The following is a 26,933-nucleotide window of genomic DNA, read 5'->3' on the forward strand; positions in this document are numbered from 1 at the left end:
TCCTGGTCGAGTATTGAGCGGATCGGTTGATGAAAAGACTCGAGGCACACGAAGTACCCCTGTCCAAGGTGTTTTCAAGTGACTACGAGTTCGTGATACCAGACTACCAGCGCCCTTACACCTGGGGCGAAGAGCAAGCTGTTCAGCTGCTCGAAGACCTCTACGAGGTGATGGCCCGGGAGCCCGGAGACCCGTACTTCCTCGGATCCGTCGTGCTGGTCAAGCAGGCCGACAGCCCGCTGTCGCAGGTCATCGACGGGCAGCAGCGACTGACGACGTTGACCATCCTGCTGTCGGTGCTGAGGGAACTCACCGCGAATTCCGACGACGCCGGCAACCTGGACAAGCTGATCTGGGAGCCGGGCGACACGATCCAGGATCTGGCGTCCCGCCCGCGGCTACGCCTGCGACCGCGGGACGAAGACTTCTTCCGCAAGCACGTCCAAGATCGGGGCGGGATGGAAGTCCTGGCCGCCGGATCCGCCCCGGAGAACGACGCCCAAGCCCGCATCGTCGGGAACGTCATTGCACTGCGCAAGAAGCTGGCCGAGCGGCCGGCGGCCGACCGGCTGGCCTTGGCGAAGACGATCGTCCAGCGGACGTTCCTCGTCGTGGTCAGTACGTCGGAGCTGACCAGTGCTTACCGGATCTTCTCGGTCATGAACTCCCGAGGTGTCGAGCTGTCGCCCGCTGACATCTTCAAGTCGAAGGTCATCGGCGCGCTTCCGGACAGCTCGAAAGAAAAGTACGCGGGCAAGTGGGAAGACCTGGAGGCCGATCTCGACCGGGAAGGGTTCTCCGATCTCTTTTCCCACATCCGGATGGTGTACATGAAGGTCCGGGCTCGCGAACAACTGCTGTTGGAGTTCGAGAGCCATGTGCTGAGCGGTTTCCTGCCCGGACGTGCCGCCGACTTCGTGGACGAGGTCTTGGAGCCCTATGGGCGCGCTTACCGGGACATAATCACATGTGACTATCAGTCCGTGCCCGACGCGGGCGAGATCAACCGATGGCTGCGCCGCCTGCACCGGTTGGACAACTTCGACTGGCAGGCACCGGCGCTCTGGGCGCTCACCCACCATCAGTTCGACCGGGACTGGCTGATCGAGTTCTTGAAGAGACTCGAGCGGCTCGGTGCCTCGATGCTGGTGCGCCGGTACAACACCCATGGTCGCGGGCAACGCATCGGGCAGCTCTTGCGCGAGCTCGACGCCGGCCGCGGACTCGATTCGGCCGCGCTCGAACTCACCGAAGACGAGCAAGGAGACGTGATCGGGCGGTTGCGGGGAGAGATCTACACCCAGACCGCGGTTCGCAAGTTCGTGCTCATCAGGCTCAACGAAGTCCTCTCTGACCCGCCTGTCTTCGAGCACCCGCCCAAGATCATTACCGTCGAGCACGTGCTGCCTCAGAATCCGCGCCCCGAAAGCGAGTGGCGGCAGCTGTTCACGTCGGAACAGCGGGTGCACTGGACGCATCGGCTGGCCAACCTGGTTCTGTTGAGCCGGACCAAGAACTCGGAAGCGCAGAACTACGACTTCGTCGTCAAGAAGGGGCGTTACTTCACCTCCAAGTCCGGGGTGTCTAATTTCGCCCTGACCACGCAGGTGCTGGCGACACCCGAGTGGACGCCCGAATCATTGAAAAGACGTCAAGACGAGCTGGTCGGCCTGTTGGCGCGGACCTGGTCTCTGGAGGATCGGGTCGAGGTGCCCTCTGAGCCGGACGAACTGAACTGAAGAACGGGAGCACGCCAGGCGCGTGGCGTGCTCCCGACCCGGGTGTCAGCCGGTCGCCAGGACCTTCAGGCGTGAGATGTCCGCGCTGAACTGATCCTGATCGATGGGCGAAGAGCTGTACTGCCAGAACGTGTAGAACCCCCACTTGTACGGCAGCGTCCCCACCGTTGACGCGTACCGCGCCACCCACAGCGGGTTCGTCGAGCTGAAGTCGCCCGTGTTTCCGGTGCACTGGCTCCACCAGCTCGTCGCCGTGTAGATCACCGGCCAGCGGGTGGTCTTCTTGTGGTACTCGTCGCTGAACGCCTTGATCCACGCGACCATCTGGGCCGCGGTCTTGCCGTAGCACGCGTTGTTCGGGCCCCACTCGATGTCGAGCGTGCCCGGGAGCGTCTTGCCGTCTTTCGACCAGCCGCCGCCGTGGGCGACGAAGTAGTCGGCCTGGGCCGCGCCGCCCGCGAGGTCCGGGCGGCCGTAGTGGTAGGCGCCGTGGATCATGCCGACGTTGTACGAACCCGTGTACTGCTGGCTGAAGTAGGCGTTGACGTAGCCCGTGCCCTCGGTCGCCTTGACGTAGGCGAACTTCTTGCCCGCGCTCCAGTACGACGCCCAGTTGACGTTGCCCTGGTAGGAGCTGACGTCGATGCCGGGGACGCTCGCGTCCACCGACGCCGGGGCCAAGCCGGCCGGGGCGACGCTGACACCGTCGTGGGCGCGGATCGCCGCGCCCATCTCGTGGTTGCCGGTGGCGTCCTGGTCCGGGAGCCCCGGCGCCGCGTTCGCGCCGGTGGCGGTCACGACCAGCAGGGAGGTCGAGACCGCGAGCGCGGCGCCGAACAGGCGGCGCCACCCCCGTCGTTGTGCTGTCATCGTGCGTTCCTTTCGGGTTGCCCTCGCGGTGCGCGGCTGTGCAGGGCCGCGCGGCATGAGTCTGTTACATCTGCGCACGTCATGTCACTGCTCCATGTGATTCAATTTCTCGCTACGTCCGAGCTCGTGAATCGCCAACGGATCGGACGAAAGGGATTCCCGGCGCCCTTTGGCGCTTGATGCGCCCTCACGCAAGGGGCAGACTCGCCCGCATGCCCGCGCTCCGGAGTCGCCGAACCCTCGTCATCGCCGCCACGGCCGCGCTCCTCACGACCGTCGCGACCGGACCCGCCACCGCCGCCACGCCCACCCCGAAGAGCCCGGTCGCCACCGGCTTCGGCGGCGCCGTGGCCAGCATCGACGCCGACGCCACCGCGATCGGCACCCAGGTCCTGCGCGACGGCGGGAACGCCGTCGACGCGGCCGTCGCGGTCGCCGCCGCGCTCGGCGTCACCGACCCGTTCTCCGCCGGGGTCGGCGGGGGCGGGTTCTTCGTCTACTACGACGCCAAGACCGGCCGCGTCCACACGCTGGACGGTCGCGAGACCGCGCCGAAGTCCGCCGACGCGAACCTCTTCGTCGAGAACGGCCAGCCGCTGCCGTTCAACGACGCCGTCACGAGCGGGCTGAGCGTCGGCGTTCCCGGCACCCCCGCGACGTGGTCCGAGGCCCTCCGCAAGTGGGGGACGCGCTCACTGGCGAAGTCCCTGAAGCCCGCGGAGAACCTGGCGCGCAAGGGATTCGTCGTCGACCCGACCTTCCAGACGCAGATCGCGAACAACGCTGCGCGGTTCGCCGCGTTCCCGTCGACGCGCTCGCTGTACCTGCCGAACGGCGCGCCGCCCGCGCCCGGCACCGTCTTCAAGAACCCGGATCTCGCCGCGACGTACGCGCAGCTGGAACGCGGCGGCGTCGACGCGCTCTACCAGGGGCCGATCGGCGCGGACATCGCGAAGACCGTGCAGAATCCGCCGAAAGATCCCGCCTCGACGCTCAACGTGCGCCCCGGCAAGCTGACCGCCCGGGACATCGCCGACTACCGGGCGATCGAGCGCACGCCGACCCACGCCGAGTACCGCGGCCTGGACGTCTACGGCATGCCGGCGCCGTCCTCGGGCGGGCTCACCGTCGGCGAGGCGCTCAACATCCTCGAGAACTACGACCTCAAGCACGCGAGCAAGGCCGACTACCTGCAGTACTTCCTGGAGTCGACGCGGTTCGCCTTCGCCGACCGCAACCGCTGGATCGGCGACCCGGCCGTGATCGACGTCCCGGCCAAGGAACTGCTGAGCCAGCACTTCGCCGACAGCCGCGCCTGCCTGATCTCGAAGGACAAGGCCGCGACCAGCCCGGTCGCCCCGGCCGACCCGAAGCACGCCACGCCGTGTGCCGCGGGCACGACGGGCGCGCCGACGCCGTACGAGGGTGAGAACACCACGCACCTGACGGTCGCCGACAAGTGGGGCAACGTCGTCGCCTACACGCTGACCATCGAGCAGGAGGGCGGCAGCGGCATCGTCGTGCCGGGCCGCGGGTTCCTGCTCAACAACGAGCTGACCGACTTCTCGTTCACCCCGGTGACGCCGGGAGTGCCCGACCCGAACCTGCCCGGCCCCGGCAAGCGGCCGCGCTCGTCGATGGCGCCGACGATCGTGCTCAAGGACGGCCGCCCGTTCTTCGCCACCGGCTCGCCGGGCGGCGCGTCGATCATCACGACGGTGCTGCAGGTGCTGACCGGCCGGATCGACCGTGGCCTGTCGCTGGAGGACGCCATCGCGGCGCCGCGCGCGTCCCAGCGGAACTCGGCGCAGGCGCAGGTCGAGCAGGAGTTCCTGAACCTGCCCGAGACGGCCGTGCTCAAGGCCCGCGGCCAGGGCTTCTCGACGGCGCCCGCGGAGATCGGCGCGGCCACCGGAGTCGAGCGTCTGCGCGATGGCCGCTGGCTGGCGGCGGCGGAACCGGTCCGCCGCGGCATCGGCTCGGCCCAGGTGGTGTGGCCCACGCACTGGTGACGCGGTCCGGCTCGCGGCGCGGCCCAGGCTCGACGCGGGCCGGCTCGCGAGCCGGGTCGGTCCCGACGCGGTCCGGCCGGTGACGACGTCCCGACGTCCGGCCCGCCGCGACTCAGCCCCCCAAAGCAGCCCCCGCCCCCCAAAGCAGCCCCCGCCCTCACCGGGGGTCCGGCCCCGCTCCCAGTTTACCGGGGGCGCCCGACGAGAAGCCGGGAAACGGTCACCGGCCGTCCGGTTGTCCACATCACGGCCCGGCTGTGGACAACCGCGGCCCAAGGTGGGCACTGGCGCGCCCGGCCGAACGGGGCCTTCTAGACTCAGGCCCGATGTTCCAGCCACGTGAATCCTCCCTGCTCCCGCCGGGGGTGGGCCGATGAAGCTCGTCTTCGCCGGCACCCCCGACCCGGCGGTCCCCGCCCTGCGCGCTCTGCTCGACTCCGGGCGCCATGAGGTCGTCGCCGTCGTGACCCGGCCCGATGCCCAGGCCGGGCGCGGTCGCCACGTCGTCCGGTCGCCCGTCGGCGCGCTCGCCGACGAGCACGGCATCGAGGTGCTGACGCCCGCCCGCGCCGGCGACCCGGCCTTCCTCGCGCGCCTGTCCGAGCTCGCGCCGGACGCCTGCCCGGTCGTCGCCTACGGGGCGCTGCTGCCGCAGTCCGCCCTCGACATCCCGTCGCTCGGCTGGGTGAACCTGCACTTCTCGCTGCTGCCCGCGTGGCGCGGGGCCGCGCCGGTGCAGGCCGCGATCCGCGCCGGTGACGAGATCACCGGCGCGTCGACCTTCCGGATCGTCAAGGAGCTGGACGCGGGCCCGGTCTTCGGGGTGGTCACCGAGACCATCGCCGCGACCGACACCGCGGGCGAGCTGCTCGGCCGGCTGTCGGAGTCCGGGGCGAAGCTGCTGCTGTCCACCATGGACGGTCTCGCCGACGGCTCCCTGCGCGCGCAGGAGCAGCCCGCCGAGGGCCTCAGCTACGCGCCGAAGGTGACGGTCGACGACGCGCGGGTGTCGTTCGCCGACCCGGCGGCGGCGGTCGACCGCCAGATCCGGTCGGTCACCCCGGACCCGGGCGCGTGGGCGGAGTTCCGCGGGGAACGGCTGAAGCTCGGCCCGGTCACGGTGCTCGACGAACCCGGCCCGCCGCCGGGCGAGCTCGTGCTGGAGCGCAAACGGGTGCTGGTCGGGACGGCGACGAAGCCGTTGCGGCTCGGCGAAGTCCAGGCACCCGGCAAGAAACGGATGGCGGCCACCGACTGGGCTCGCGGAACACGGATCGAGCAGGGAGAACGCCTCCGGTGAACGACAACAGGGAACGCCGGCCGTCACGGCCGCAGCGGAGCCACCCGGCCCCGCGCAAGGAAAGCCCGCGCCGCCCGCCGGAGGTGGACGCCGCCCGCCAGGCCGCGTTCGACGTCCTGCGCGCCGTGCGCGAGAAGGACGCCTACGCCAACCTCGTCCTGCCGGACCTGCTGCGCGAGCGGCGGATCAGCGGCCGGGACGCGGCGCTGGCCACCGAGCTGGCGTACGGCACGTCGCGGGCGCAGGGCCTGCTCGACGCCGTCATCGAGGCCAACGCCGAGCGGCCGCTGGCCAAGACCGACCCCACGGTGCTGGACGCGCTGCGCCTCGGCGTCTACCAGCTGCTGCGCACGCGCATCCCGGAGCACGCCGCGGTGACGTCCACTGTGGACCTCGTGCGCGCCGAAGCCGGTTCGTGGGCCACGGGTTTCGCGAACGCCATCATGCGCAAGGTGTCCGAAAAGGACGAAAACGCCTGGCTCGACGAGCTGGCGCCGGACGACTCGACCGACCCGATCGGCGCGTACGCGCTGCGCACCGCGCACCCGCGGTGGATCGCCCGGTCGTTCGCCGAAGCATTGGGCGACAAGGGTGCCGGCCTCAAGGCCGCGCTCGAAGCCGACGACGCGCGGCCCGAGGTGCACCTGGTCGCCCGCCCCGGCGAGATCACCGCCGACGAGCTGGCCGCGATCACCGGCGGCGACCCGGCGCCGTACTCGCCCTACGGCGTGCGCCTGCCCGCGGGCGCCGGCGACCCGGCCGACGCCGAGCCGATCCGCGAGCGGCTGGCCGCGGTGCAGGACGAGGGCAGCCAGCTCTGCGCGATCGCCGCGACGAAGGTGCCGGTCGAGGGCTCGGACGAGCGCTGGCTCGACCTGTGCGCCGGCCCCGGCGGCAAGGCGGTCATGCTCGGCTCCCTCGCGGCGCTGAGCGGCGCGAGGGTGGACGCCGTCGAGAAGGCGCCGCACCGCGCGAAGCTGGTCGAGAAGGCCACGATCGGCCTGCCGGTGAAGGTGCACGTCGCCGACGGGCGCGAAAGCGGCTTGGAACCGGGCTACGACCGGATCCTGGTCGACGCGCCCTGCAGCGGCCTCGGTGCGCTGCGACGGCGGCCGGAGGCGCGCTGGCGGCGTCAGCCCTCCGACGTCGCGGACCTGACGAAGCTGCAGGGTGAGCTGATCACCGCGGCCTACGCCCTGCTGCGGCCCGGCGGCGCGCTCACCTACGTCGTCTGCTCGCCGCACCTGGCGGAGACCGAGGGCGTGGTGGGCGAGACGGCGCGGCGCCTCAAGGCCGAAGTGCTGGACTCGCGGGAGTTCTTCCCCGGCGTGCCCGAGCTCGGTGACGGGCCGTACGTGCAGCTGTGGCCGCACCGCCACGGCACCGACGCGATGTTCTGCGCCGTGCTGCGCAAACCGTGAGGGACCTCGGGCTGGTCGCCGGCTCGTGCGGCGGGCTGGACGTCCGGTTCGCCGCCGAGCTGGCCCGGCCCGCCGCCGCCCGCGGCTGGCGGACGGCGATCACCTTGACGCCGACGGCGATGCGCTGGCTCGAGTCGACCGGCACCCTCGCCGACGTCGAGTCGGCGACGGACCTGCCGGTGCGCAGCGCGTCCCGGCTGCCGGGGGAGCCCCGGCCGCACCCGGACCCGTCGGTGTTCCTGTTCGCGCCCGCGTCGGCCAACTCGGTGGCGAAGCTGGCGCTCGGGATCGCGGACAACCAGGCGCTGACCGTGCTCGGTGACGTCCTCGGCGCGCCCGGGATCACGATCGTCGTGGCCTACCAGATCCAGGACACCCGGGTGCACCACCCGGCGTGGCAGCGCCACCTCGGCACCCTCGCGGAGGCCGGGGTGACGCTGCACCGCCTGGACGTCGGGCGGCCGTGGACCGAGGTGCTGGACCTGCTGCCCTGAGCCGGCCGCTGCCTTGAACAGGCCGTTTCCCTGAACAACGGGTGGGGCGCCGCCCCCGATTTCCACGCTACCGGGTGGCACCGACAGTTCCGGCTACCTCCGGGCCAGGGCGACCTCGAACGCCGTCTCGGTGTTCTGCTGCACGCCGTCGGGGGCGGGGAGCTCGTTGACCGACACGGCGGCGGCCCGGCCGCCGTCGAGGGCGCCGGCCAAGGTGGCGAAGCCGAAGATGCCCCCGTCGTGGCCCCAGTACGGCGTGCCGTCCGGCAGCGTGCGGCGGATCAGGCCGAGGCCGTAGTCGGCGCCGGGCTCGCTCGGTGCCGGGACCGTGCGCCGCATCTGCGCGAGCTGCGCGGCGGGCAGCAGCCGGCCGGCCAGCAACGCGCTGAAGAACGTGTCGAGGTCCCGGCCGGTCGACACGAGCCCGCCCGCGGCGCCGGCGATCGACGGGTCGAAGTCGGTGAAGTCGGTCGGGGGCCCGCCGAGCGTCAGGTACCCGCGCGGGTGCGGCGCCGGCAGGTGTTCGTCGCCGCGGCCGGGCAGCGACGTGTCGCGCAAGCCGAGCGGCCGGGCGATCCGGCGGTCGATCTCGGTGGCGAGGCTGTGTCCGGTCACCTTTTCGACGAGCATCCCGGCGACGATGTAGTCGGTGTTCGAGTAGGACCAGGAACTGCCGGGTGCGAACAACGGCGGGTGCTGCAGCGCGATCGCGACCAGTTCGCCGGGCTCGGCACCGCGGTGGCGCAGGGACTCGGGGTCCGCCGTCAGCACGTCGTCGGTGTAGTTGTAGAGCCCGCTGGTGTGCTGCAACAGGTTCCGCACGGTGATCTGCCGGCCGTCGTTCCCGTTGCCGGCGACAAGACCGGGCAGGTAACGCTCGATCGGCTCGTCGAGCCGCACTTTCCCGTCGGCGACGAGCTGGAGCACCACCGTCGCGACGAACGTCTTGGTGACGCTGCCGACGCGGAACACGGCGTCGTGCGGGTACGGCTTCCCCGTGGTCAGATCGCCGATCCCGCTGCGCGTCTCGGTGACGCGCCCGTGGTCGGTGACGACGGCTTCGGCGCCGGGCGCGCCACCCTGGGCGGTCAGGGTGTCGAGCGCGCCCTGGAGCGGGCTCGTAACGGCGAGCGCCGGCGCCGCGGTGGTCGCCGCGAGGAGCGCGACGAGCGTGCCGCAGGCGACGATCTGCCTGCCGCGTAAGGACTTCCGCATGAAACAACCCCCTGGGGTCTCGGTGTTCCTGGACCTACCGGCCTGAGCAGAGCGCCGCGTCCGTCGCCGCGAGCAGGTGCGCCTCCGCGGCTTCCGGTGCCGGGTTCTGGTTGAGGACGACCGTCGCGCGCCGGCCGCCCGGGCCGACGCCGGCGAGGTTCGTGAAGCCGAGGACCCCGCCTTCGTGGCCCCAGAACTCCCCGCACGAGAGCGGGATGCTGCCCAGCCCCAGGCCGTAGCGGGCGCCCGGGACGCCGAGGTCGGCCGGGACCGTGCGCCGCATCTCGGCCAGCTCGGCGGGACGCAGTAGCCGGCCGCCGAGGAGGGCGCCGTAGAACCGGTCGAGGTCGGCCGGGGTGGACACGAGCCCGCCCGCCGCCCCCGCGATCGTGGCGTCGTAGTCGCTGAAGTCGACCAGGTTTCCGTCGATCGGCACGTAACCGACGGCGTGCGGCGCGGGCAGCTTCTCGTCACCGCGGCGTGGGAGGTAGGTGTCGCGCAGGCCCAGCGGGAGGGTGATCCGGTGGGCGATCTCGTCGCCCAGCGCGTGCCCGGTCACGCGTTCGGCGAGCATCCCCGCGACGATGTAGTTGGTGTTCGAGTACGACCAGGTCGTGCCGGGCGGGAACAACGCGGGGTGCTTCACCGCCATCGCCACCAGCTCGGCCGGGTCCGCGCCGCGGTGGCGCAGTGCCTCCGGATCGGACAGGTCCAGGTCGTCGGTGTAGTTGTACAGCCCGCTGGTGTGCTGCAGCAGCTGCCGCACGGTGATCCGCCGGTCCGGCAGCAGGCCCGGCAGGTACCGCTCGACCGGCGCGTCCAGCTTCACCCGGCCCTCGCCGGCGAGCTGGAGCACGACGGTCGCGACGAACGACTTCGTGACGCTGCCCACGCGGAAGGAACCGTTGCGCGGGAACGGTTTCCCGGTGGCGACGTCCCCGGTGCCGCTGCGCGTGACCCGCGTCCGGGAGCCGTCCTGGACGACGGCTTCGGCGCCCGGGACGCCGTCCTGGGCGGTCAGGGTGTCGAGCGCGCCCTGGAGCGGGCTCGTAACGGCGAGCGCCGGCGCCGCGGTGGTCGCCGCGAGGAGCGCGACGAGCGTGCCGCAGGCGACGATCTGCCTGCCGTGTAAGGACTTCCGCATGAAACAACCCCCTGGTGTTGTGGTGCTCCCCAACCTAGGGAGCCCGGCACCACGGGGCATTGGGGCTGACCGCCCGAACGATCCGGGGGCCTGCCCCACCACCGGAGCCCGAAAGCCGTGAAGGCCACCTTGAGGGACATAGCGTCCCTCAAGGTGGCCTTCACGGCTTTACGCAGATCAGCGCAGGCGCAGGGCCCGCTTCAGCGTGCCGAACAGGTCGGTCTGGTTGGTCAGGCCGACGATGTTGGCCGCCTGCGGGCCGAGGCCCGCGATGCGCACCTGGGTGCCCGTGTGCGACTGCGAGCCGCCCGTTTCCGCGGTGCCGTAGGCGAGGGTCATGTTCGCGCCCTCGTTGGTGACGAGCGTCGCGGTCAGGCCCGGGGTGGCCGTCGGCTCGACGATCTGGCTGCTGTGACCGTGGTCGGCGGTCACCAGCACCAGGGTGTCGGGGTGGCTGCGGGCGTACGCCGTGCCCGCCGCGATCGCCGCGTCGAAGTCGACCGTCTCGCCGATCTGGCCGCACGGGTCGGCCGCGTGGTCCTGCTTGTCGATGCTCGCGCCCTCGACCTGCAGGAAGAAGCCCTTGTCGCTGTGGCGGTCCTCGAGCAGCTCGATCGCCTTGCGGGTCTGCTCGGCCAGCTTCGGCTGGGTCTTCGGCAGCGCCGCGTTCGGGGTGCAGCGGGCCGGTGCGGTGCCGCCGTGCACGGCCGCCGGGCCGGTCCAGTTCACCGGCATGTTGTTCTTGGCGAACAGGCCGAGGACCGGCTTGCCCTTCTTCGCCGCCGCCAGGTCCGCCGCGGTGTTGACGACGTTGTAGCCGGCCGCCTTGGCCTGCTCCAGCACGGTCTTGCCCTTGAACTTCCCGGCGGTCACCTTCTGGTCGAAGTACGTCGCACCGCCGCCCAGCAGGACGTCGGGGCGGGTCTGCACCAGCTGCTCGGAGATCGAGCCGAGGCCGCCGTTCTCCTTGGCGTTCTTCGCGCACTTCGCGGTCGTCTCGACCGGGCCCTTGCAGTCGCGGCTGACGACGTGCGAGCCGAGCACGGCCGGGGTGGCGTCCTGGACCTCGGCGGTCGTGACGTCGCCGGTGCGCAGGCCGTTGCGCTTGGCGATCTCGAGGATCGTCGGCACGTCGTTGCCGTACGCGTCGACCGAGATCGCGCCGTTGTAGGACTTGGTGCCGGTGGCCCAGCCGGTGCCGGACGCGGCCGAGTCGGTCACGTAGTTCGGCTTGCCGGGGTTGTTCTGCTCGACGGCGTAGGTCGTGTAGTCGCCGGTCAGGGGCAGCTCGTCCATCGCGAGCCGGCCCGCGGCGCCGCGCTCGTAGTTGCGGGCGGCGGTGATCTCCGACTGGCCCATGCCGTCACCGATGAACAGGATGACGTTGCGGGCGCTGCCGCCCTGGATCGCGGAGCGGACGTCGTTGGTGCGGTCGCCGGTGCCGGCCGAACGCGCGTCGGCGGGGCCGGAGCCGGTGGCGGCCAGGGCGACCGGGGCGGCGGCGACCAGTGCGGCGCCGAGCGCGCCGGCGACCAGCCACCGGCGGCGGCCGGTGAGCAGCGAAGCCATGTTTCTCCTCTTCGGGGACTTCGGGAAGTAAAGGTCCGGATTCCGGACACGGGTTATTAGTCCGGTTGCACGTGTGCCGTGCACGGACGCGAGGTGAGCGTCAGGTGGCGGCTGGCCGAACACCTGGCTTCCCGTGGGTGACCGGGAGCACGTCGGTTATTGACCGGCGAGGTGTCCCGGCCGGACGACGCCCGCTTCGTAGGCGATGACCACGGCCTGGCTGCGGTTGCCCGCACCGAGCTTCCCGAAGATGTTGCCCACGTGGGTCTTGACGGTCTCGAGGCTGATCACGAGCGCGGCGGCGATGTCCTGGTTGGACAGTCCGGTGGCGATCAGCCGCAGCACCTCGGCTTCGCGCCGGGTCAGCTTCTTCGCCGCCCGCGCGTGCTCCCCGCCCGGCGTCCGCGCGCTCACCAGCCGCCGGATCGCCTCGGGGAACAGCAGCGACTCGCCGGCGGCGACGGTCCGCACGGCGTGCGCGATCTCCTCCTTGCGCGCCCGCTTCAGCAGGAACCCGCTGGCCCCGGCCAGCAACGCTTCGTGCACGTAGTCGTCGTTGTCGAAGGTCGTGACGACGAGGACTTTCGGCGGTTCGGCGAGCGCCCCGAGGAGCTGCCGGGTCGCCTCGATGCCGTCGGTGCCGGGCATCCGGACGTCCATCAGCACGACGTCCGGCCCGGTCCGGCGCACCGCGGGCAGCACTTCGGCGCCGTCGGCCGCCTCGCCGACGACCGTCAGGCCCTGCTGCTCCAGCAGGGCCCGCAGGCCGGCGCGGACCAGGGGTTCGTCGTCGGCCAGCAGGACGGTCGGGCTCACGCGCCCGTCCGCAGCGGGATGGTCGCGCTCAGCCGCCACCGCTCGCCGTCCGGGCCGGCGTCGAGCTCGCCGCGCAGTGCTTCGACGCGCTCCGCGAGCCCCTCCAGCCCGTGACGTCCCGAGCGTGCGCGTTCCCCGTCCAGGGGGTTGACGATCGCGATCTCCAGCCGGTCCGGCCCGGCCTCGACGCGGACGTCCACCCGGCCCGGCCCGGCGTGCCGCAGGGCGTTGGTCAGGCCTTCCTGGACGATCCGGTAGCCCTCGCGCGACACCGCGGCGGGCAGCGCGGCGACCGGGCCGCGCACGGTCAGCCGGACGTCGAGCCCGGCGTCGCGGGCGCGGACGGCGAGGACGTCCACCTCGGTCAACGTGCGTGTCGGCTCCTTCGCGGCCGGCTCTTCGCGCAGCAGGCCGAGGACGTGGTCGAGGTCTTCCAGGGCGCTGCGCGAGGATTCTTCGATCGTGGCGAGGGCACGCCGCGCCTGGGCCGGGTCCGCCTCGACCAGGTCGGCGGCGGCCGCCGCGTGCAGCGTCGACGTCGTCAGCGTGTGCCCGATCGAGTCGTGCAGCTCGCGGGCCAGCCGGTTGCGCTGGGCGAGCACGGCGGCGCGGCGTTCGGCGAGCACCGCGCGCTCGGCCGCGGACGGCCCCAGCAGCGCGGCCGCGCCGACGCGGAGACCGAGGGTGGCGGCCGCGGTCAGCACCAGCGCCGCGACGACCGCCACCACCCCGAACAGGATCGTCCACGCCCCGAGCGGGACGTCCGACCAGAACAGCGAGATCCGGTCCTGGCCACCCGCCAGCCACACCGCGGGCACGAGCATCCCGAGGCCCAGGAAGGCCAGCACGGTGACCAGGACGCCGCTGGCCGCGGTGTGCAGCGCGAGCCACAGGCCCGAGCGCAGCCGCGCCCCGGCGCCCGGGTGCCGCTCGGGCGCCGGGACGCCGGTGCCGAGCAGGGTGTTGGCCAGGCCGACGCCGAGGCGCCGCACCGGTCCCAGCAGGCCCAGCAGCCCCATCAGCACGGCCAGGGCGAGCAGGGCGATGAGCGCGCGGAGCCGGGAGTCGACGTCGACGGACACCGCCACGGCGAGGGCGAACGGGGCCACCGGCACCGCGATGGCGGCGCCCGCGGCGGCGTGGAGCAGGCTGCGGTAGCTGCCGATCCGCGTCAGGGACAGGAGGAATCCGGACATGCGGCGAGCGTAGGGCGGCCGGGGGCGGGGTGACCTCCCTCTCGGGAGCCAGATTCTGGTCACAACCGGTTAGCGACCGTTAGCAGTGGCCTCCTACACTCGGGACGTGGCAGACCGACCCCTGATCGCTCCCAGCATCCTTTCCGCGGACTTCGCCCGGCTCGGCGAGGAGATCGCCGCCGTGGCCGGCACCGGGGACAACCGCGCCGACTGGGTGCACGTGGACGTCATGGACGCGCACTTCGTGCCCAACCTGACCCTGGGCCTGCCCGTGGTCAAAGCGCTGCTCAAGAGCACCGACGTGCCGATCGACTGCCACCTGATGATCGACGACCCCGACCGCTGGGCGATCGGGTACGCCGAGGCCGGCGCCTACAACGTCACCGTGCACGCCGAGGCCGCGAAGGACCCCGTCGCGCTGGCGAAGAACCTGCGCGCCGCGGGTGCCAAGGCCGGCCTGTCGGTCAAGCCGGGCACCGCGCTCGAGCCGTGGCTCGACGTGCTCAAGCACTACGACACGCTGCTGGTGATGTCGGTCGAGCCGGGCTTCGGCGGGCAGTCGTTCATCGCGGACGTCCTCGGGAAGGTCCGCACCGCGCGGCGGCTGGTCGACACCGGGCACCTGAAGCTGGTCGTCGAGATCGACGGCGGGATCAACGCCGAGACCATCGAGCAGGCCGCCGAAGCGGGCGTCGACTGCTTCGTCGCCGGGTCCGCCGTCTACGGCGCCGGCGACCCCGGGAAGGCCGTCGCCGCCCTGCGCGAGCAGGCCGCGCGCGTCCGAGCGGGCTGAATCTCCGGTTCGAGGCGCGGGCGGAGAAGCCGCGCGGGTGCCTCGGGTGTTGGATGGAGAGGGACCCGGCTACAAGGAGGCAGCGGACGTGTTCACCGGCATAGTCGAGGAGATCGGCGAGGTCGTCGCGGTCGAGCAGGTGACGAACGCGGCGCGCCTGCGGGTCCGCGGGCCGCTGGTGACGAGTGACGCCGGGCACGGCGACTCGATCGCGGTCAGCGGCGTCTGCCTGACGGTGGTCGACGTCGCCGGCGGCGAGTTCACCGTCGACGTCGTCAACGAGACCCTGCAGCGTTCCAGCCTGGCCAAGGTCGCGGTCGGCGACCGCGTCAACCTGGAGCGCGCCACCCCGGCCGGCGGCCGGCTCGGCGGGCACATCATGCAGGGCCACGTCGACGGGACCGGCGTGTTCCTCTCGCGCGACGAGAACGGCGTCACGACTTTCGCGCTGCCGGAGCACCTGGCGCGCTACGTCGTCGAGAAGGGCTCGATCGCGGTGGACGGCATTTCGCTGACCGTCGCCGCGATCACCGGCGACCAGTTCGCGGTCGCGCTGATCCCGACCACGCTCGAGGTGACCACGCTCGGCGGCCGCGAGGCCGGCGACCTGGTCAACCTGGAGGTCGACGTGGTCGCGAAGTACGTCGAAAAGCTGGCCGAGGCGCACATCCGCGACCAGGTGCAGAATCGGGACGGCGGCACGGAGGAGCAGCGGTCATGAGCGAGACGAGTGCGGCAGAGCCCGAAGCGGGCTGGACCCCGTGCGGCACCGGGGCGGTGTTCGACGCCGACGCCATCGAACGGGCGATCGCGGACGTCGCGGCGGGCCGTCCGGTCGTCGTGGTCGACGACGAAGACCGCGAGAACGAGGGCGACCTCATCTTCGCGGCGGAAAAGGCGACCCCGGAGCTGCTGGCCTTCATGGTCCGCTACACCTCCGGCTACGTCTGCGTCGCGCTGACCGAAGCCGAGGCGGATCGGCTGGACCTGCCGCCGATGTACCACACGAACCAGGACGCGCGCGGCACCGCGTACAGCGTCACGGTGGACGCGGCCGACGGCATCAGCACCGGCATCTCCGCCGCCGACCGCGCGCACACCATCCGGCTGCTCGCCGACCCGGCGTCGTCCGCGAAGGACTTCCGGCGCCCCGGCCACGTCGTCCCGCTGCGCGCGAAGGAGGGCGGCGTGCTCCGCCGTCCCGGGCACACCGAGGCGTCGGTCGACCTGGCCCGGATGGCCGGGCTGAACCCGGCCGGCGTGCTCTGCGAGATCGTGTCGCAGAAGGACGAGGGCGACATGGCCCGCCGCGACGAGCTCGAGGTCTTCGCGGCCGACCACGACCTGGCGATCATCACCATCGCCGACCTGATCGCCTACCGCCGTCGCACCGAGAAGCAGGTCGAACGGGTCGCCGAGGCGCGTATCCCGCTGGCCGCGGGCACGTTCCGCGCGGTCGGCTACGACTCGCTGCTCGACGGCATCGAGCACGTCGCGTTCGTCTACGGCGAGATCGGGGACGGCCAGGACATCCTGGTCCGCGTCCACTCCGAGTGCCTGACCGGCGACGTCTTCGGCTCGCTGCGCTGCGACTGCGGCCCCCAGCTCGACGCCGCGCTCGCCGCGGTCGCCGCCGAGGGGCGCGGCGTGGTGCTCTACATCCGCGGCCACGAGGGCCGCGGCATCGGCCTGCTGCACAAGCTGCAGGCCTACCAGCTGCAGGACGACGGCGCCGACACCGTCGACGCCAACCTCGCGCTGGGCGTGCCCGCCGACGCCCGCGACTACGGCACCGGCGCGCAGATCCTCTGCGACCTCGGCGTCCGGACCATGCGGCTGCTGTCGAACAACCCGGCCAAGCGGATCGGTCTCGAGGGGTACGGCCTGCGCGTCACCGGGCGGGTGCCGCTGCCGATCTCGCCGAACCCGGAGAACCTGCGCTACCTGCGGACCAAGCGCGACCGGATGGGCCACGACCTGGCCCAGCTGGAGCACTACGACCAGGTCGGCGCCGGTCCCGAACACCCCGACGGAGGAGCACAGTGAGCGGCGAGGGCCGTCCCGACCTCAAGCTGGACCTCTCCGACTGCAAGTCGCTGAAGCTGGGCATCGTCACCACCAAGTGGAACGCGCCCATCGCCGACCTCCTGCTGGAGCGGGCCCTGGTCGCGGCCAAGGAGGCCGAGCTCGAAGACGAGCCGACGGTCGTCCGCGTCGCGGGCGCGATCGAGCTCCCGGTGGTCGCGCAGGCCCTGGCCCGCAACCACGACGCGGTCGTCGCGCTGGGCGTCGTCATCCGCGGCGGCACCCCGCACTTCGAGTACGTGTGCGACGCGGTGACGGCGGGCCTGACCCGGGTGGCCCTCGACGAGAGCACCCCGGTCGGCAACGGCGTCCTGACGTGCGACACCGAAGAGCAGGCCCTCGACCGGTCGGGCCGGCCCGGCTCGAAAGAGGACAAGGGCTACGAGGCGACGGTCGCGGCGCTGGACACCGCGCACGTGCTGCGGACCCTGCGCCAGCCGTGGACCGAGCGGGGTTTCGTGTGAGCGTGGCTACTTCATCGGCGACCTTGGTCATCCGGCCGCGCCGGGCGCTGATCATGTGCAGCGTGCTGGCGGTGGCGCTGCTGGCGGTGTTCATCGTGGTGGCGGTGCTGCTGCGCAACGGCAACACCGGCGTCCACTTCCAGCGCTCCGACCAGGCGGCGATGGTCGGCATCGGCATCCTGCTCTCGGCGGGCGTGATGCTGTTCGTGATCGCCCGGGTGCGGGCCGACGCCGAGGGCATCGAGGTCCGCAACGTGCTGATGACCCGCCGGTTCGCGTGGAGCGAAGTGCTGTCGGTGAGCTTCCCGGACGGCGCGTCGTGGGCCCGCCTGGAACTGCCGGAGGACGAGTACCACGCGGTGATGGCCGTCCAGTCCGTGGACCGGGCCCGCGCGGTGGAAGCGGTGCGGGCGCTGCGCAAACTGCACCGCGCGGCCACCGGCGGCTGACGACCGGAGAGCCGCCCGGCCTGCTGTTCGGTGAATGTGCCGGTGATCTGGGTGCTGCCGTCGAGGATCGCGACTTGGACGACCGGCGCCGAGATGACCTGGCTGTCCACGACGAACGCGGCTTGCCGGTTGACGTTCTCGCTCGTGGAATCGGCCCAGATCTTCGTGCCCTCGGACTTGAAGCCGTGTTGTCGGTCTGCCCGCACGTGACCAGCGGCAAGGTCCGGTCGTCGTGTCCGGCCGGCGGATCGGCGCGGCCTGGAGTGCCGTCGATCGCCCGCACGGCCGCCGTCTGCTCCGCCGCATCGGTGTTCTGCCGCGCGGCCGGCGAAGGAGGCGCGCCGCCGACCCGCGAAGCGTCGGCCACGATCATCACCAGGGCACAGCCGAGAGCACCACTGCGAAGCGCATGAGCCCCGAGCCGGCGGACGGACCCCGTTGTTACGCGGGCGTCAGAGACTCAGGTCCACCACGATCGGCGCGTGGTCCGACGGGCCCTTGCCCTTCCGCATGTTCCGGTCCACGTACGAGTCCGTGACCGCGTCCGTGAAGGGCGTGTTCCCGTACACCAGGTCGATGCGCATGCCCTTGTTGTTCGGGAAGTTGCCCGCGCGGTAGTCCCAGTAGGTGAACGGGTGGTCGTACTTCAGCGGCCTCGGGAAGACGTCCGTCAGGCCCAGCTTCCGCAGCCTTGCCAGGGCCTCGCGCTCCGGGGGCGTCACGTGCGTCGATTCCGTGAACACCGCGATGTCCCAGACGTCCTCGTCCGCCGGGGCCACGTTGAAGTCGCCCAGGATCGCGAACGGCCCGGCCGAAAGCTCCGCGGCCGCCATGGAGCGCAGGGTCTCCAGCCACTCCAGCTTGTACGCGTAGTGCGGGTTGTCCGGCTCGCGCCCGTTGGGCACGTACACCGACCACACCCGCACGCCACCACACGTCGCGCCGATCGCACGCGCCTCGGCGGCGCCCTCGAAGGAAGGCTCGTCCGGCAGCCCGCGCACCACGTCGGACAACCCGACCCGCGAGACGATCCCGACGCCGTTCCAGCGCCCGAGCCCGTACGCGGCCACCTCGTAGCCGAGCGCCTCGACCTCGGCGGCCGGGAACTTCTCCGTCGTGTTCTTCAGCTCCTGCAGGCACAGCACGTCCGGCGCGGACTGCTCGAGGAACTCCAGCACCCGGGGCAGGCGGGGGATGATGGAGTTCACGTTCCAGGTGGCGATCCGCATGCCGCGAGTTTCCCACATCCCACCGACAGGAAAGGGGCGGCACGAAAAGCGCCGCCCCTTCCGAGAAGAACCCTCAGACGCCGGCGGTCGTCCGGATCCAGGACCGGCTGGACGCCACGCTCGCGTAGTTGTTCGTGCCGCGCGTGTTGGTCCCGCTCTGGTTCTGCACCGTCGAGGCGACGCCGACCTGGACGCCGTTCGACACCTCGGGGCCGCCCGAGTCGCCCTTCCAGGCCGAGCCGTTGACACCGACGCTCTGGATCGCGCGGCCGCCGTAGGCATCCGACGAGCGGCCGGTCACCTGGACGTTCGCCACCTTCAGCGCCGACGCCGGCGGGCCGGTCGGCGTGGTGCGGCCCCAGCCGTAGAGCTGGTTGGTGCTGCCGGTCGACGGGTCCGCGCTGCCCAGCGAGATCGGGCCGGTACTGGTCGCCGAGGCCAGGTGCAGCAGGGCGATGTCGCCGTTGGGGGACTCGTACTTGCCGTCGACGGCGATCTGCGTGCCGGAGAACAGCGTGTTGCTGCCGACCTTGACGTGCATGCCCGAGCCGTCCTGGTCGAGGCAGTGCACCGCGGTCATCACCCAGCGCGACGCGATGACCGTGCCGGAGCAGTTGAAGCCCTGGAAGTCGCGACCGGGCGTGTTGACGTACACCTGGGCGCCCCAGGAGACCGCCGGGGCGGTGGAGCCCCCGACGATGTTCGGCTGGACGCCGGCCGACGCGACGGCGCCACCGGCGAGGGTCAGCGCGACGGCGGCCGCCGAAGCGGCACCTAGGACACGGAGAGAGCTCACGGTGGTGATCCTTTCGGATGGGACCCGATCCTGCTGGGTCGGAAAGTAACCACCGCGTCACACAGGGGGACACCGACGAAGGTCGGAAGACGGCGATCACCCTACTTCCGGCGGGCGAGGCGGGGGGCCGCGAGAACTGTCGGTGCCGCGCCATAGTCTTGGGGGCGTGGCTGACCCGACCACCTACCGTCCCTCGCCGGGGAGCATCCCGGATGCCCCCGGCGTGTACAAGTTCCGCGACGACGCCCGGCGGGTCATCTACGTCGGCAAGGCGAAAAGCCTGCGCAGCAGACTGAACTCGTACTTCGCCGACCTCTCCGGCCTGCACCCCCGCACCCGGCAGATGGTCACCACCGCCGCGAGCGTCGAGTGGACCGTCGTCACCACCGAGGTCGAGGCGCTCCAGCTCGAGTACAACTGGATCAAGGAGTTCGACCCGCGGTTCAACGTCCGCTACCGCGACGACAAGAGCTACCCGGTCCTCGCGGTGACGCTGAACGAGGAGTTCCCGCGGCTGTTCGTCTACCGCGGGGCGCGCAAGAAGGGCGTCCGGTACTTCGGGCCGTACTCGCACGCGTGGGCCATCCGCGAGACGCTCGACCTGCTGCTGCGGGTGTTCCCGGCGCGCACCTGCTCGGCCGGGGTGTTCCGGCGCCACGGCCAGATCGGCCGGCCCTGCCTGCTCGGCTACATCGAGAAGTGCTCGGCGCCGTGCGTCGGGCGGGTCTCGGCCGACGAGCACCGCGACATCGTCGAGGACTTCTGCGACTTCCTGGCGGGCAAGACCGACGGCATGATCAAGCGCCTCGAAGCCGAGATGGCCGCCGCGTCCGGGGAGCTCGAGTTCGAGCGCGCGGCCCGGTTGCGCGACGACCTCGGCGCGCTGCGGCGCGCGATGGAGAAGCAGGCCGTGGTGTTCGGCGACGGCACGGACGCCGACGTCGTGGCGTTCGCCCACGACGACCTCGAAGCCGCCGTCCAGGTCTTCCACGTGCGCGGCGGCCGGGTCCGCGGCCAGCGCGGCTGGGTCATCGACAAGGCCGAGGAGATGGACGTCCCGGCGCTGGTCGACCACTTCATCACGCAGTTCTACGGCGAGCAGGCCGAGCTCGACGCCGGCGACAACGTCGACGCCGGGCCCGCGGTCCCGCGCGAGGTCCTGGTCCCGGAACTGCCCGCGGACGCCGACGCGCTCGCGGAGTGGCTCACCGGGCTGCGCGGCTCGCGGGTGCAGGTGCGGGTGCCGCAGCGCGGCGACAAGAGGGCCCTGGCGGAGACCGTGGAGCGCAACGCGGGGGAGGCGTTCACCCAGCACAAGCTGCGCCGGGCGGGCGACCTCACCGCGCGGTCGGCGGCGCTCACCGAACTGCAGGACTTCCTGGCCCTCGACACCGCGCCGCTGCGCATCGAGTGCATCGACATCAGCCACATCCAGGGCAGTGACGTCGTGGCGTCGCTCGTCGTCTTCGAGGACGGCCTGGCGCGCAAATCCGAGTACCGGCGCTTCGCGCTGCGCGAGGCGGCCGAAGAGGGTGACGTGGCGTCGATCGCCGAGGTCGTCCGGCGGCGGTTCAACCGCTACCTCAAGGAAACGGCCGAAGGCGCCGACGTGCCGATCGACTCGTCGAAACCGGGCCTCGACCCGGAGACCGGCCGGCCGCGCAAGTTCGCCTACCCGCCGAACCTGCTGGTCGTCGACGGCGCGGGCCCGCAGGCCACGGCGGCCGCGGACGTCCTGGCCGAACTGGGCATCACCGACATTTCCGTGGTGGGGCTGGCGAAGCGGCTCGAAGAGGTGTGGCTGCCCGCCGACCCCGATCCGGTGATCCTGCCGCGGACGTCGGAGGGGCTGTACCTGCTGCAGCGGCTCCGTGACGAGGCCCATCGCTTCGCCATCACCTACCACCGCGAGAAGCGCTCCAAGCGGCTGCAGGCGTCCGAATTGGACAGTGTGCCCGGGCTGGGGCAGGCTCGCCGCACCGCGCTGATCAAGCACTTCGGCTCGGTGAAGAAGCTCAAGCAGGCCAGGATCGAAGAGATCGAGGCGGTGCCCGGCTTCGGCAGGCGCACCGCGGAGGCCGTGGTCGCCGCGCTGGCCGGGGAGTCCGGCGCGGGCCAGGGCACGAAGACAGGGGAGTAGGAAAGACAGTGAGTGCGCAAGAAGATGTCCGCGGCTCCGGCATGGAGGTCGCGGTGGTGTCCGGGCTGTCGGGGGCGGGCCGCAGCACCGCGGCCAAGTGCCTGGAGGACCTGGGCTGGTTCGTCGTGGACAACCTGCCCCCGGAGCTGATCGCCACGATGGTCGAGCTGGGCGCGCAGGCGCGCGGCGCGATCACCAAGGTTGCCGTCGTCATGGACGTGCGCTCGCGCGCGTTCACCGACGACCTGGCTTCGGTGATCAAGGATCTGGACGCGCGGGGGTACAAGCCACGCGTGCTGTTCCTGGAGGCGACCGACGCCGTGCTGGTGCGGCGCTTCGAGGCCGTCCGGCGCGGTCACCCGATGCAGGGTGACGGCCGGCTCGCCGACGGCATCACGGCGGAGCGGACGCTGCTGGAGCCGCTGCGCGAAGAGGCCGACCTGGTGCTCGACACGTCGTCGCTGTCGGTGCACGACCTGCGGGCCAAGATCGAGGACGCGTTCGGGTCCGAGGCGAGCACGCAGACCCGCGTCACCGTGCTGTCGTTCGGGTACAAGTACGGGCTGCCGATGGACGCGGACCTGGTGATGGACGTCCGGTTCCTGCCGAACCCGTTCTGGATCCCGGAGCTGCGCGAACACACGGGCCTCGACGGCGAGGTCCGCAACTACGTGCTCTCGCAGGAAGGCGCCGAGGAGTTCCTCGACCGCTACCACCAGCTGCTGCGGCTCATCGGCGCCGGCTACAAGCGCGAGGGCAAGCGGTACCTGACCCTCGCCGTCGGCTGCACCGGTGGCAAGCACCGCAGCGTGGCGCTGTCGGTGGAGCTCGCCCAGCGTCTGTCCAAAGAGGACGGAATGGCCGTGAAGGTGGTGCACCGCGACCTTGGTCGTGAATAACGTGCGGGCGGTCGCCCTCGGGGGCGGCCACGGACTGCACGCCACGTTGTCCGCGGTGCGGCGGGTGACCCCCGACGTCACCGCGATCGTCACCGTGGCCGACGACGGCGGCTCGTCCGGCCGGCTGCGGCGCGAACTCGGGCTGCTGCCGCCGGGCGACCTCCGGCAGGCGTTCGCCGCCTTCGCCGCGGAAGACGGCGGCACGCTCTGGGCCGAGGTGTTCCAGCACCGCTTCGGCGGGGACGGCGCGCTGGCCGGGCACGCGGTGGGGAACCTGCTGCTGGCCGGGCTGTTCGAGGTGCTCGGCGACCCGGTGGCGGCGCTCGACGAGGCGTGCCGGCTGATCGGCGTCTCCGGCCGGGTGCTGCCGATGTCCCCGGAGCCGCTGGAGATCGTGGGGGAGGTCAGCGGCCTCGACAGCGAGGACCCGGCGGCGCTGCGCACGATCCGCGGCCAGGTCGCGGTGGCGTCGACGCCGGGGCAGGTGCAGCGCGTCAGCCTGCACGCGCCGGGCCGGTCGGGGCGGCCCCCGCAGGCGTGCGCCGAAGCGGTGGACGCGGTGCTGGCGGCCGACGTCGTGTTCCTCGGTCCCGGCTCCTGGTTCACGAGCGTGCTGCCGCATCTGCTCGTGCCGGGGCTGCACGACGCGCTCGTCAAGACCACCGCGACGAAGGTGCTCGTGCTCAACCTTGTCCCCCAGCCGGGGGAAACCGCGGGGTTCTCCCCGGAGCGGCACCTGGACGTCCTGTCCGAGCACGCGCCGGATCTGCGGGTCGACGCGGTGATCGCGGACCGCGATTCGGTCCCCGACCCGGCGAATCTCCGCCGCGCGGCGGAGCGGCTCGGCGGCCGGGCACACCTGGGGGCGGTGGCCGACCCGGAAGTGGCGGGACGGCATGATCCTGATGCGCTCGCGAGGTGTATGCGGGAGGCTCTCGGTCTCGGCAGGGGCGGGGAGCACGGGGGAGGAGCGAAAGGCAGGGAGGGGCAGTAATGGCGATGACCGCCGCGGTGAAGGACGAACTGAGCCGGCTGGAGATCACGAAGATCGGGCCGCGCCGGGCGGAGGTCGCGTCGCTGCTTCGCTTCGCCGGCGGGCTGCACATCGTGGCCGGCCGGGTGGTCGTCGAAGCGGAGCTGGACACGGGCTCGGTCGCGCGACGGCTGCGCAAGGAGATCCACGAGCTCTACGGCCACCATTCCGACGTCCACGTCATCACCGCCAGCGGCGGGCTGCGCAAGGGCACCCGGTACGTGGTGCGCGTGGTCAAGGACGGCGAGGGGCTGGCCCGGCAGACCGGGCTGATCGACCAGCGCGGCCGCCCGGTGCGCGGCCTGCCCGCGGCCGTCGTGTCCGGCGGCGTGGCCGACGCCGAAGCGGCGTGGCGGGGCGCGTTCCTCGCCCACGGCTCCCTGACGGAGCCGGGCCGGTCGTCGTCGCTGGAAGTGACGTGCCCCGGCCCGGAGGCGGCGCTGGCTTTGGTGGGTGCCGCGCGCCGGATGGGCATCCAGGCGAAGTCGCGCGAGGTCCGCGGCGCCGACCGCGTGGTGGTCCGCGACGGTGACGCCATCGGCGCGCTGCTGACGCGCTTGGGCGCGCACACGAGCGTCCTGCAGTGGGAGGAACGCCGGATGCGCCGCGAGGTGCGCGCGACGGCGAACCGCCTGGCCAACTTCGACGACGCGAACCTCCGCCGCTCGGCCCGCGCGGCCGTCGCGGCGGCGGCCCGGGTCGAGCGCGCCCTGGAGATCCTCGGCGACACGGCCCCGGACCACCTCCTGGCGGCGGGCAAGCTCCGGCTGTCCAACCGGCAGGCGTCCCTGGAGGAGCTGGGCCAGCTGTCGGACCCGCAGATGACGAAGGACGCCGTGGCCGGGCGCATCCGCCGCCTGCTGGCGATGGCGGACAAGCGCGCGAAGGACCTGAGCATCCCGGACACCGAGTCCGCGGTCACCCCGGAGATGCTCGAGGAAGAGGAAGACGCCTGACGAGGTCCCGCAGCCAGGGTCCGGCGATCGCGGGTTCGCGGGTCAGCACGCGAGCCAGCTGGTCCCGCACGGCCGGTGAGCGGCCGGCTTCGACGAGGGCGACCGCTTCGGCGAGGGCTCGCCGGGTGCGGTGGTCGCGGGCGGGGGAGCGCACGTCCCCGGCCGCCCACGAGAAGCGCCCGAACGACCGTGCGACCTTCTGCTGGTGGTCCGCGAGGTAGCCGAACAAGGCGGTCTCGACGGACACGTTCCGGATCGTCACCTCGCGTGCCCATGCGGTGTGCTGCTGCCACCGCCAAGTGTTCGGGCTGGTGTGCGTGCGCCGGGTCAGGCCGACGATCCGGAGCCGGCGGCGGATCGCGGGCCAGTCCGCCCGCTCGTCGGCGGCCCAGTCGCGCAGGATGTCCAGCAGCTGCCCGAACGTCCGGCCGGACGACACCACGTCGACGAAGACGACCGGCTTCGCTCCGCGGGCCAGCAGCTCCGGCGTGAGACCGTGCGCGGCGAGGTTCGCCCGCAGCTGCGCGACCTCGGTCGCGGCGAGGCCGCCCCACAGACCGCCCACCAGCCCGGTGGAGAGCGGCAGCAGGTGCAGCCGGGCCGGGTCGGGCAGCGCACCGCCGAGCAGGTCGAACACGGAGTCGCCGGACCGGCCGACGAAGTACAGCTCTCCGTTCTCCGACCGGGCGAGCACCTTCGCGGCGCACTCGACGAGGTCGTCGAGGAACCACAGATCGGGCTCGGGCACACCGTCCAGAAGGGAGCCGAGGTGGTCGGGGCGCACCAGGTCCCAGCGGAACGGGCGGTTCGGCTCGATCACGCCGGCCTCGCGCGGCCGTACTCGGCCACCAGCTCCGCCAAGCGGTCCGGTCCGGCCGCGCCACCGCCGCGGCGGGCCAGGACGGCCGCCGTCGCCACGAACCCTTCGAGCGGCGCCCGGTCGATCGGGTGCGAGGTCGCGCGGTACTCGGCGACCCCGGCGTCGGCGAACCCCGGGCCGTCGACCGTGCGGTACCGGCTCATGGACGGCGAGCCTAGGGCAGCGGGGCCGCGCTGGTCAGCCGGTTTTCCGTCGGTGCGGTTAACGGGATCGGTGTCGTCCGGGCGAACTCGTAACACCGCGGTAGCACGGGGGAGTGGTCGCCGAAACGCGGCGCGTCGAACCTCGGTCGGGAGGGAGTACGCCGAACGAGGGAAGGGGAACGCATGCGCACGAGCCGGAACAGCAATGACCGCGCGCAGCTGCAGGTGTCGCCGGAGGTCGGCACCTGGCTCGCCCGGCGCAGCAGCAGGGCCGACGACTGGACGGCGGAGCAGCTGGTCGACGCCAAACGCGGCACGACCGTCTCGGTGGTCATCCCCGCGCGCAACGAGGAGGCGACGGTCGGCGCGATCGTCACCGCGATCCGCGAAGAACTCCACGAACACCACCGGCTCGTCGACGAGATCCTCGTCGTCGACAGCCACTCGACCGACGCCACCGCCGAGGTCGCCGCCGCGGCGGGCGCGCGGGTCGTCGCGCAGGACGCCGTGTTCCCGGCCCTCGACGGGCTGGCGGGCAAGGGCGAGGCCCTGTGGAAGGGCGTCGCGGCGACGACCGGCGACCTCGTGGTCTTCGTCGACGGCGACCTCTACGACTTCACCACCGGCTACGTCACCGGGCTGCTCGGCCCGCTGCTCACCGACCCGTCGGTGGCCTACGTCAAGGGCTTCTACCACCGCCCGCTCAACGGCGCGGCGGGCAGCGAGCCGGAAGGCGGCGGCCGGGTCACCGAGCTCGTCGCGCGGCCGCTGATCAACATGTTCTGGCCCGAGCTGTCCGGCTTCGTCCAGCCCCTCGCGGGGGAGTACGCGGGCCGTCGCGAGGTGCTGGAGAGCATCCCGTTCGTCGTGAACTACGGCGTCGAAATCGGCCACCTGATCGACCTGCTCGAACTGCGCGGGCTCGATTCCCTGGCCCAGGTCGACCTCGGTCACCGGGTGCACCGCCACCAGAGTACCCAGGCGCTGGGCCGCATGTCGGGCCAGATCATGCAGACGCTGTTCGACCGCCTGGAGCGCTACGGCCGCTTGGTGACGGCCATCCCACCGGCCACGATGCTGGCGCAGTTCCAGCGCGGCGCGTCTTCCGGCGGCGTCGAGCGGGAGCTGGTGCTGACGGACCTGACGTCCCCGCAGCGCCCGCCCCTGGCGAGCCTGCCGGTGACGCTGCGCCCGGAGAACGAGCTGGACCTGCAGGACACCGCGTAACCGTCTCGGTCCGAAGTGGACACCGACGGTGTCCACTTCGGACCTTTTGCGGTACGGGCCCGC

The 26,933-nt window shown here is 72.0% G+C and carries 25 protein-coding genes and 1 pseudogene; 15 read left to right on the forward strand and 11 right to left on the reverse strand.

Annotated features, from left to right (window positions below):
* Positions 1–29: 29 nt before the first annotated feature.
* Positions 30–1,739: a DUF262 domain-containing protein gene (locus OHS18_RS45535; RefSeq protein WP_328614975.1), complete on the forward strand. Its 1,710-nt coding sequence runs from the start codon at positions 30–32 to the stop codon at positions 1,737–1,739.
* Between the two features lie 45 nt (positions 1,740–1,784).
* Here the strand turns inward: OHS18_RS45535 and OHS18_RS45540 are convergent, their stop codons facing one another.
* Positions 1,785–2,609, reverse strand: coding sequence for a GH25 family lysozyme (locus tag OHS18_RS45540; protein WP_328614976.1), 825 nt, complete (start codon positions 2,607–2,609; stop codon positions 1,785–1,787).
* 212 nt (positions 2,610–2,821) lie between these two features.
* On the opposite strand from OHS18_RS45540, the gene ggt reads away from it, so the two are divergent.
* The 4 genes from ggt to OHS18_RS45560 all read left to right on the forward strand — a co-directional run bounded on the left by ggt (position 2,822) and on the right by OHS18_RS45560 (position 7,836).
* Entirely contained in the window at positions 2,822–4,621 is a 1,800-nt protein-coding gene (ggt, locus tag OHS18_RS45545) for a gamma-glutamyltransferase (protein ID WP_328614977.1), read from the forward strand.
* A 373-nt stretch (positions 4,622–4,994) separates the two neighbouring features.
* Positions 4,995–5,921, forward strand: a complete 927-nt coding sequence (gene fmt / locus OHS18_RS45550) for a methionyl-tRNA formyltransferase (RefSeq protein WP_328458487.1) — start codon at positions 4,995–4,997, stop codon at positions 5,919–5,921.
* A complete protein-coding gene (locus OHS18_RS45555; RefSeq protein WP_328458485.1) occupies positions 5,918–7,342 on the forward strand; it encodes an RsmB/NOP family class I SAM-dependent RNA methyltransferase in 1,425 nt (474 codons plus the stop codon). The genes fmt and OHS18_RS45555 overlap by 4 nt, the downstream gene beginning before the upstream one ends.
* A complete protein-coding gene (locus OHS18_RS45560) occupies positions 7,339–7,836 on the forward strand; it encodes a flavoprotein (RefSeq protein WP_328458483.1) in 498 nt (165 codons plus the stop codon). Before OHS18_RS45555 ends, OHS18_RS45560 begins: the two co-directional genes overlap by 4 nt.
* Positions 7,837–7,929: 93 nt before the next feature.
* Here OHS18_RS45560 and OHS18_RS45565 read toward each other — a convergent pair whose 3' ends face one another.
* The 5 genes from OHS18_RS45565 to OHS18_RS45585 all read right to left on the reverse strand — a co-directional run bounded on the left by OHS18_RS45565 (position 7,930) and on the right by OHS18_RS45585 (position 13,776).
* Positions 7,930–9,051 carry a serine hydrolase domain-containing protein gene (locus OHS18_RS45565; protein WP_328614978.1) on the reverse strand — a complete coding sequence of 374 codons (1,122 nt, stop codon included), beginning with the start codon at positions 9,049–9,051 and terminating at the stop codon, positions 7,930–7,932.
* Positions 9,052–9,085: 34 nt separating this feature from the next.
* Positions 9,086–10,195 (reverse strand): serine hydrolase domain-containing protein, encoded by a 1,110-nt coding sequence (locus tag OHS18_RS45570; protein WP_328614979.1) that lies wholly within the window; start codon positions 10,193–10,195, stop codon positions 9,086–9,088.
* Between the two features lie 177 nt (positions 10,196–10,372).
* Entirely contained in the window at positions 10,373–11,764 is a 1,392-nt protein-coding gene (gene phoA / locus OHS18_RS45575) for an alkaline phosphatase (protein ID WP_328614980.1), read from the reverse strand.
* Between the two features lie 156 nt (positions 11,765–11,920).
* On the reverse strand, positions 11,921–12,580 hold the full coding sequence (locus OHS18_RS45580; protein WP_328458475.1) for a response regulator transcription factor: 660 nt from the start codon (positions 12,578–12,580) through the stop codon (positions 11,921–11,923).
* Positions 12,577–13,776: a sensor histidine kinase gene (locus tag OHS18_RS45585; RefSeq protein WP_328458473.1), complete on the reverse strand. Its 1,200-nt coding sequence runs from the start codon at positions 13,774–13,776 to the stop codon at positions 12,577–12,579. The genes OHS18_RS45580 and OHS18_RS45585 overlap by 4 nt, the downstream gene beginning before the upstream one ends.
* 121 nt (positions 13,777–13,897) lie before the next feature.
* On the opposite strand from OHS18_RS45585, the gene rpe reads away from it, so the two are divergent.
* The 5 genes from rpe to OHS18_RS45610 all read left to right on the forward strand — a co-directional run bounded on the left by rpe (position 13,898) and on the right by OHS18_RS45610 (position 17,567).
* Positions 13,898–14,569: a ribulose-phosphate 3-epimerase gene (gene rpe / locus OHS18_RS45590; RefSeq protein ID WP_328458990.1), complete on the forward strand. Its 672-nt coding sequence runs from the start codon at positions 13,898–13,900 to the stop codon at positions 14,567–14,569.
* 88 nt (positions 14,570–14,657) lie between these two features.
* Positions 14,658–15,290: a riboflavin synthase gene (locus tag OHS18_RS45595; protein WP_328458471.1), complete on the forward strand. Its 633-nt coding sequence runs from the start codon at positions 14,658–14,660 to the stop codon at positions 15,288–15,290.
* Entirely contained in the window at positions 15,287–16,615 is a 1,329-nt protein-coding gene (locus tag OHS18_RS45600; RefSeq protein ID WP_328614981.1) for a bifunctional 3,4-dihydroxy-2-butanone-4-phosphate synthase/GTP cyclohydrolase II, read from the forward strand. The genes OHS18_RS45595 and OHS18_RS45600 overlap by 4 nt, the downstream gene beginning before the upstream one ends.
* Entirely contained in the window at positions 16,612–17,118 is a 507-nt protein-coding gene (gene ribH / locus OHS18_RS45605) for a 6,7-dimethyl-8-ribityllumazine synthase (protein WP_328458467.1), read from the forward strand. Before OHS18_RS45600 ends, ribH begins: the two co-directional genes overlap by 4 nt.
* 53 nt (positions 17,119–17,171) lie before the next feature.
* Complete coding sequence (locus OHS18_RS45610) at positions 17,172–17,567, forward strand: PH domain-containing protein (RefSeq protein ID WP_328618692.1); 396 nt, start codon at positions 17,172–17,174, stop codon at positions 17,565–17,567.
* Between the two features lie 65 nt (positions 17,568–17,632).
* On the opposite strand, the pseudogene OHS18_RS48685 reads toward OHS18_RS45610, so the two are convergent.
* From OHS18_RS48685 to OHS18_RS45620, 3 genes and pseudogenes are all read right to left on the reverse strand, one after another.
* Positions 17,633–17,773 (reverse strand): annotated as a pseudogene (locus OHS18_RS48685) (SecDF P1 head subdomain-containing protein); the annotation flags it as partial.
* Between the two features lie 246 nt (positions 17,774–18,019).
* The gene (locus OHS18_RS45615) at positions 18,020–18,796 is read right to left on the reverse strand and encodes an exodeoxyribonuclease III (protein ID WP_328614982.1); all 777 of its coding nucleotides are present in this window, start codon (positions 18,794–18,796) and stop codon (positions 18,020–18,022) included.
* A 73-nt stretch (positions 18,797–18,869) separates the two neighbouring features.
* Entirely contained in the window at positions 18,870–19,592 is a 723-nt protein-coding gene (locus OHS18_RS45620) for a S1 family peptidase (RefSeq protein ID WP_328614983.1), read from the reverse strand.
* A 166-nt stretch (positions 19,593–19,758) separates the two neighbouring features.
* Here OHS18_RS45620 and uvrC point away from each other — a divergent pair, with 166 nt between their 5' ends.
* Genes uvrC through whiA form a run of 4 tightly spaced genes read left to right on the forward strand, consistent with a single transcriptional unit; the run spans position 19,759 to position 24,620 of the window.
* Positions 19,759–21,732: an excinuclease ABC subunit UvrC gene (gene uvrC / locus OHS18_RS45625; protein ID WP_328458461.1), complete on the forward strand. Its 1,974-nt coding sequence runs from the start codon at positions 19,759–19,761 to the stop codon at positions 21,730–21,732.
* A 41-nt stretch (positions 21,733–21,773) separates the two neighbouring features.
* Positions 21,774–22,631, forward strand: a complete 858-nt coding sequence (gene rapZ, locus OHS18_RS45630; RefSeq protein ID WP_003101350.1) for an RNase adapter RapZ — start codon at positions 21,774–21,776, stop codon at positions 22,629–22,631.
* 1 nt (position 22,632) lies between these two features.
* The gene (locus OHS18_RS45635; RefSeq protein ID WP_328614984.1) at positions 22,633–23,625 is read left to right on the forward strand and encodes a gluconeogenesis factor YvcK family protein; all 993 of its coding nucleotides are present in this window, start codon (positions 22,633–22,635) and stop codon (positions 23,623–23,625) included.
* Positions 23,625–24,620, forward strand: coding sequence for a DNA-binding protein WhiA (gene whiA, locus OHS18_RS45640; RefSeq protein WP_247049167.1), 996 nt, complete (start codon positions 23,625–23,627; stop codon positions 24,618–24,620). Before OHS18_RS45635 ends, whiA begins: the two co-directional genes overlap by 1 nt.
* Here the strand turns inward: whiA and OHS18_RS45645 are convergent.
* Positions 24,583–25,440 carry a hypothetical protein gene (locus tag OHS18_RS45645; RefSeq protein ID WP_328614985.1) on the reverse strand — a complete coding sequence of 286 codons (858 nt, stop codon included), beginning with the start codon at positions 25,438–25,440 and terminating at the stop codon, positions 24,583–24,585. The genes whiA and OHS18_RS45645 overlap by 38 nt on opposite strands.
* Positions 25,437–25,643, reverse strand: a complete 207-nt coding sequence (locus tag OHS18_RS45650) for a hypothetical protein (protein WP_328614986.1) — start codon at positions 25,641–25,643, stop codon at positions 25,437–25,439. The genes OHS18_RS45645 and OHS18_RS45650 overlap by 4 nt, the downstream gene beginning before the upstream one ends.
* Positions 25,644–25,826: 183 nt before the next feature.
* Here OHS18_RS45650 and OHS18_RS45655 point away from each other — a divergent pair, with 183 nt between their 5' ends.
* Entirely contained in the window at positions 25,827–26,870 is a 1,044-nt protein-coding gene (locus OHS18_RS45655) for a glucosyl-3-phosphoglycerate synthase (RefSeq protein ID WP_328614987.1), read from the forward strand.
* Positions 26,871–26,933 lie beyond the last annotated feature (63 nt).

The sequence above is a fragment of the Amycolatopsis sp. NBC_00355 genome (assembly GCF_036104975.1).
In the GTDB taxonomy this organism is placed as follows: Bacteria; Actinomycetota; Actinomycetes; order Mycobacteriales; family Pseudonocardiaceae; genus Amycolatopsis.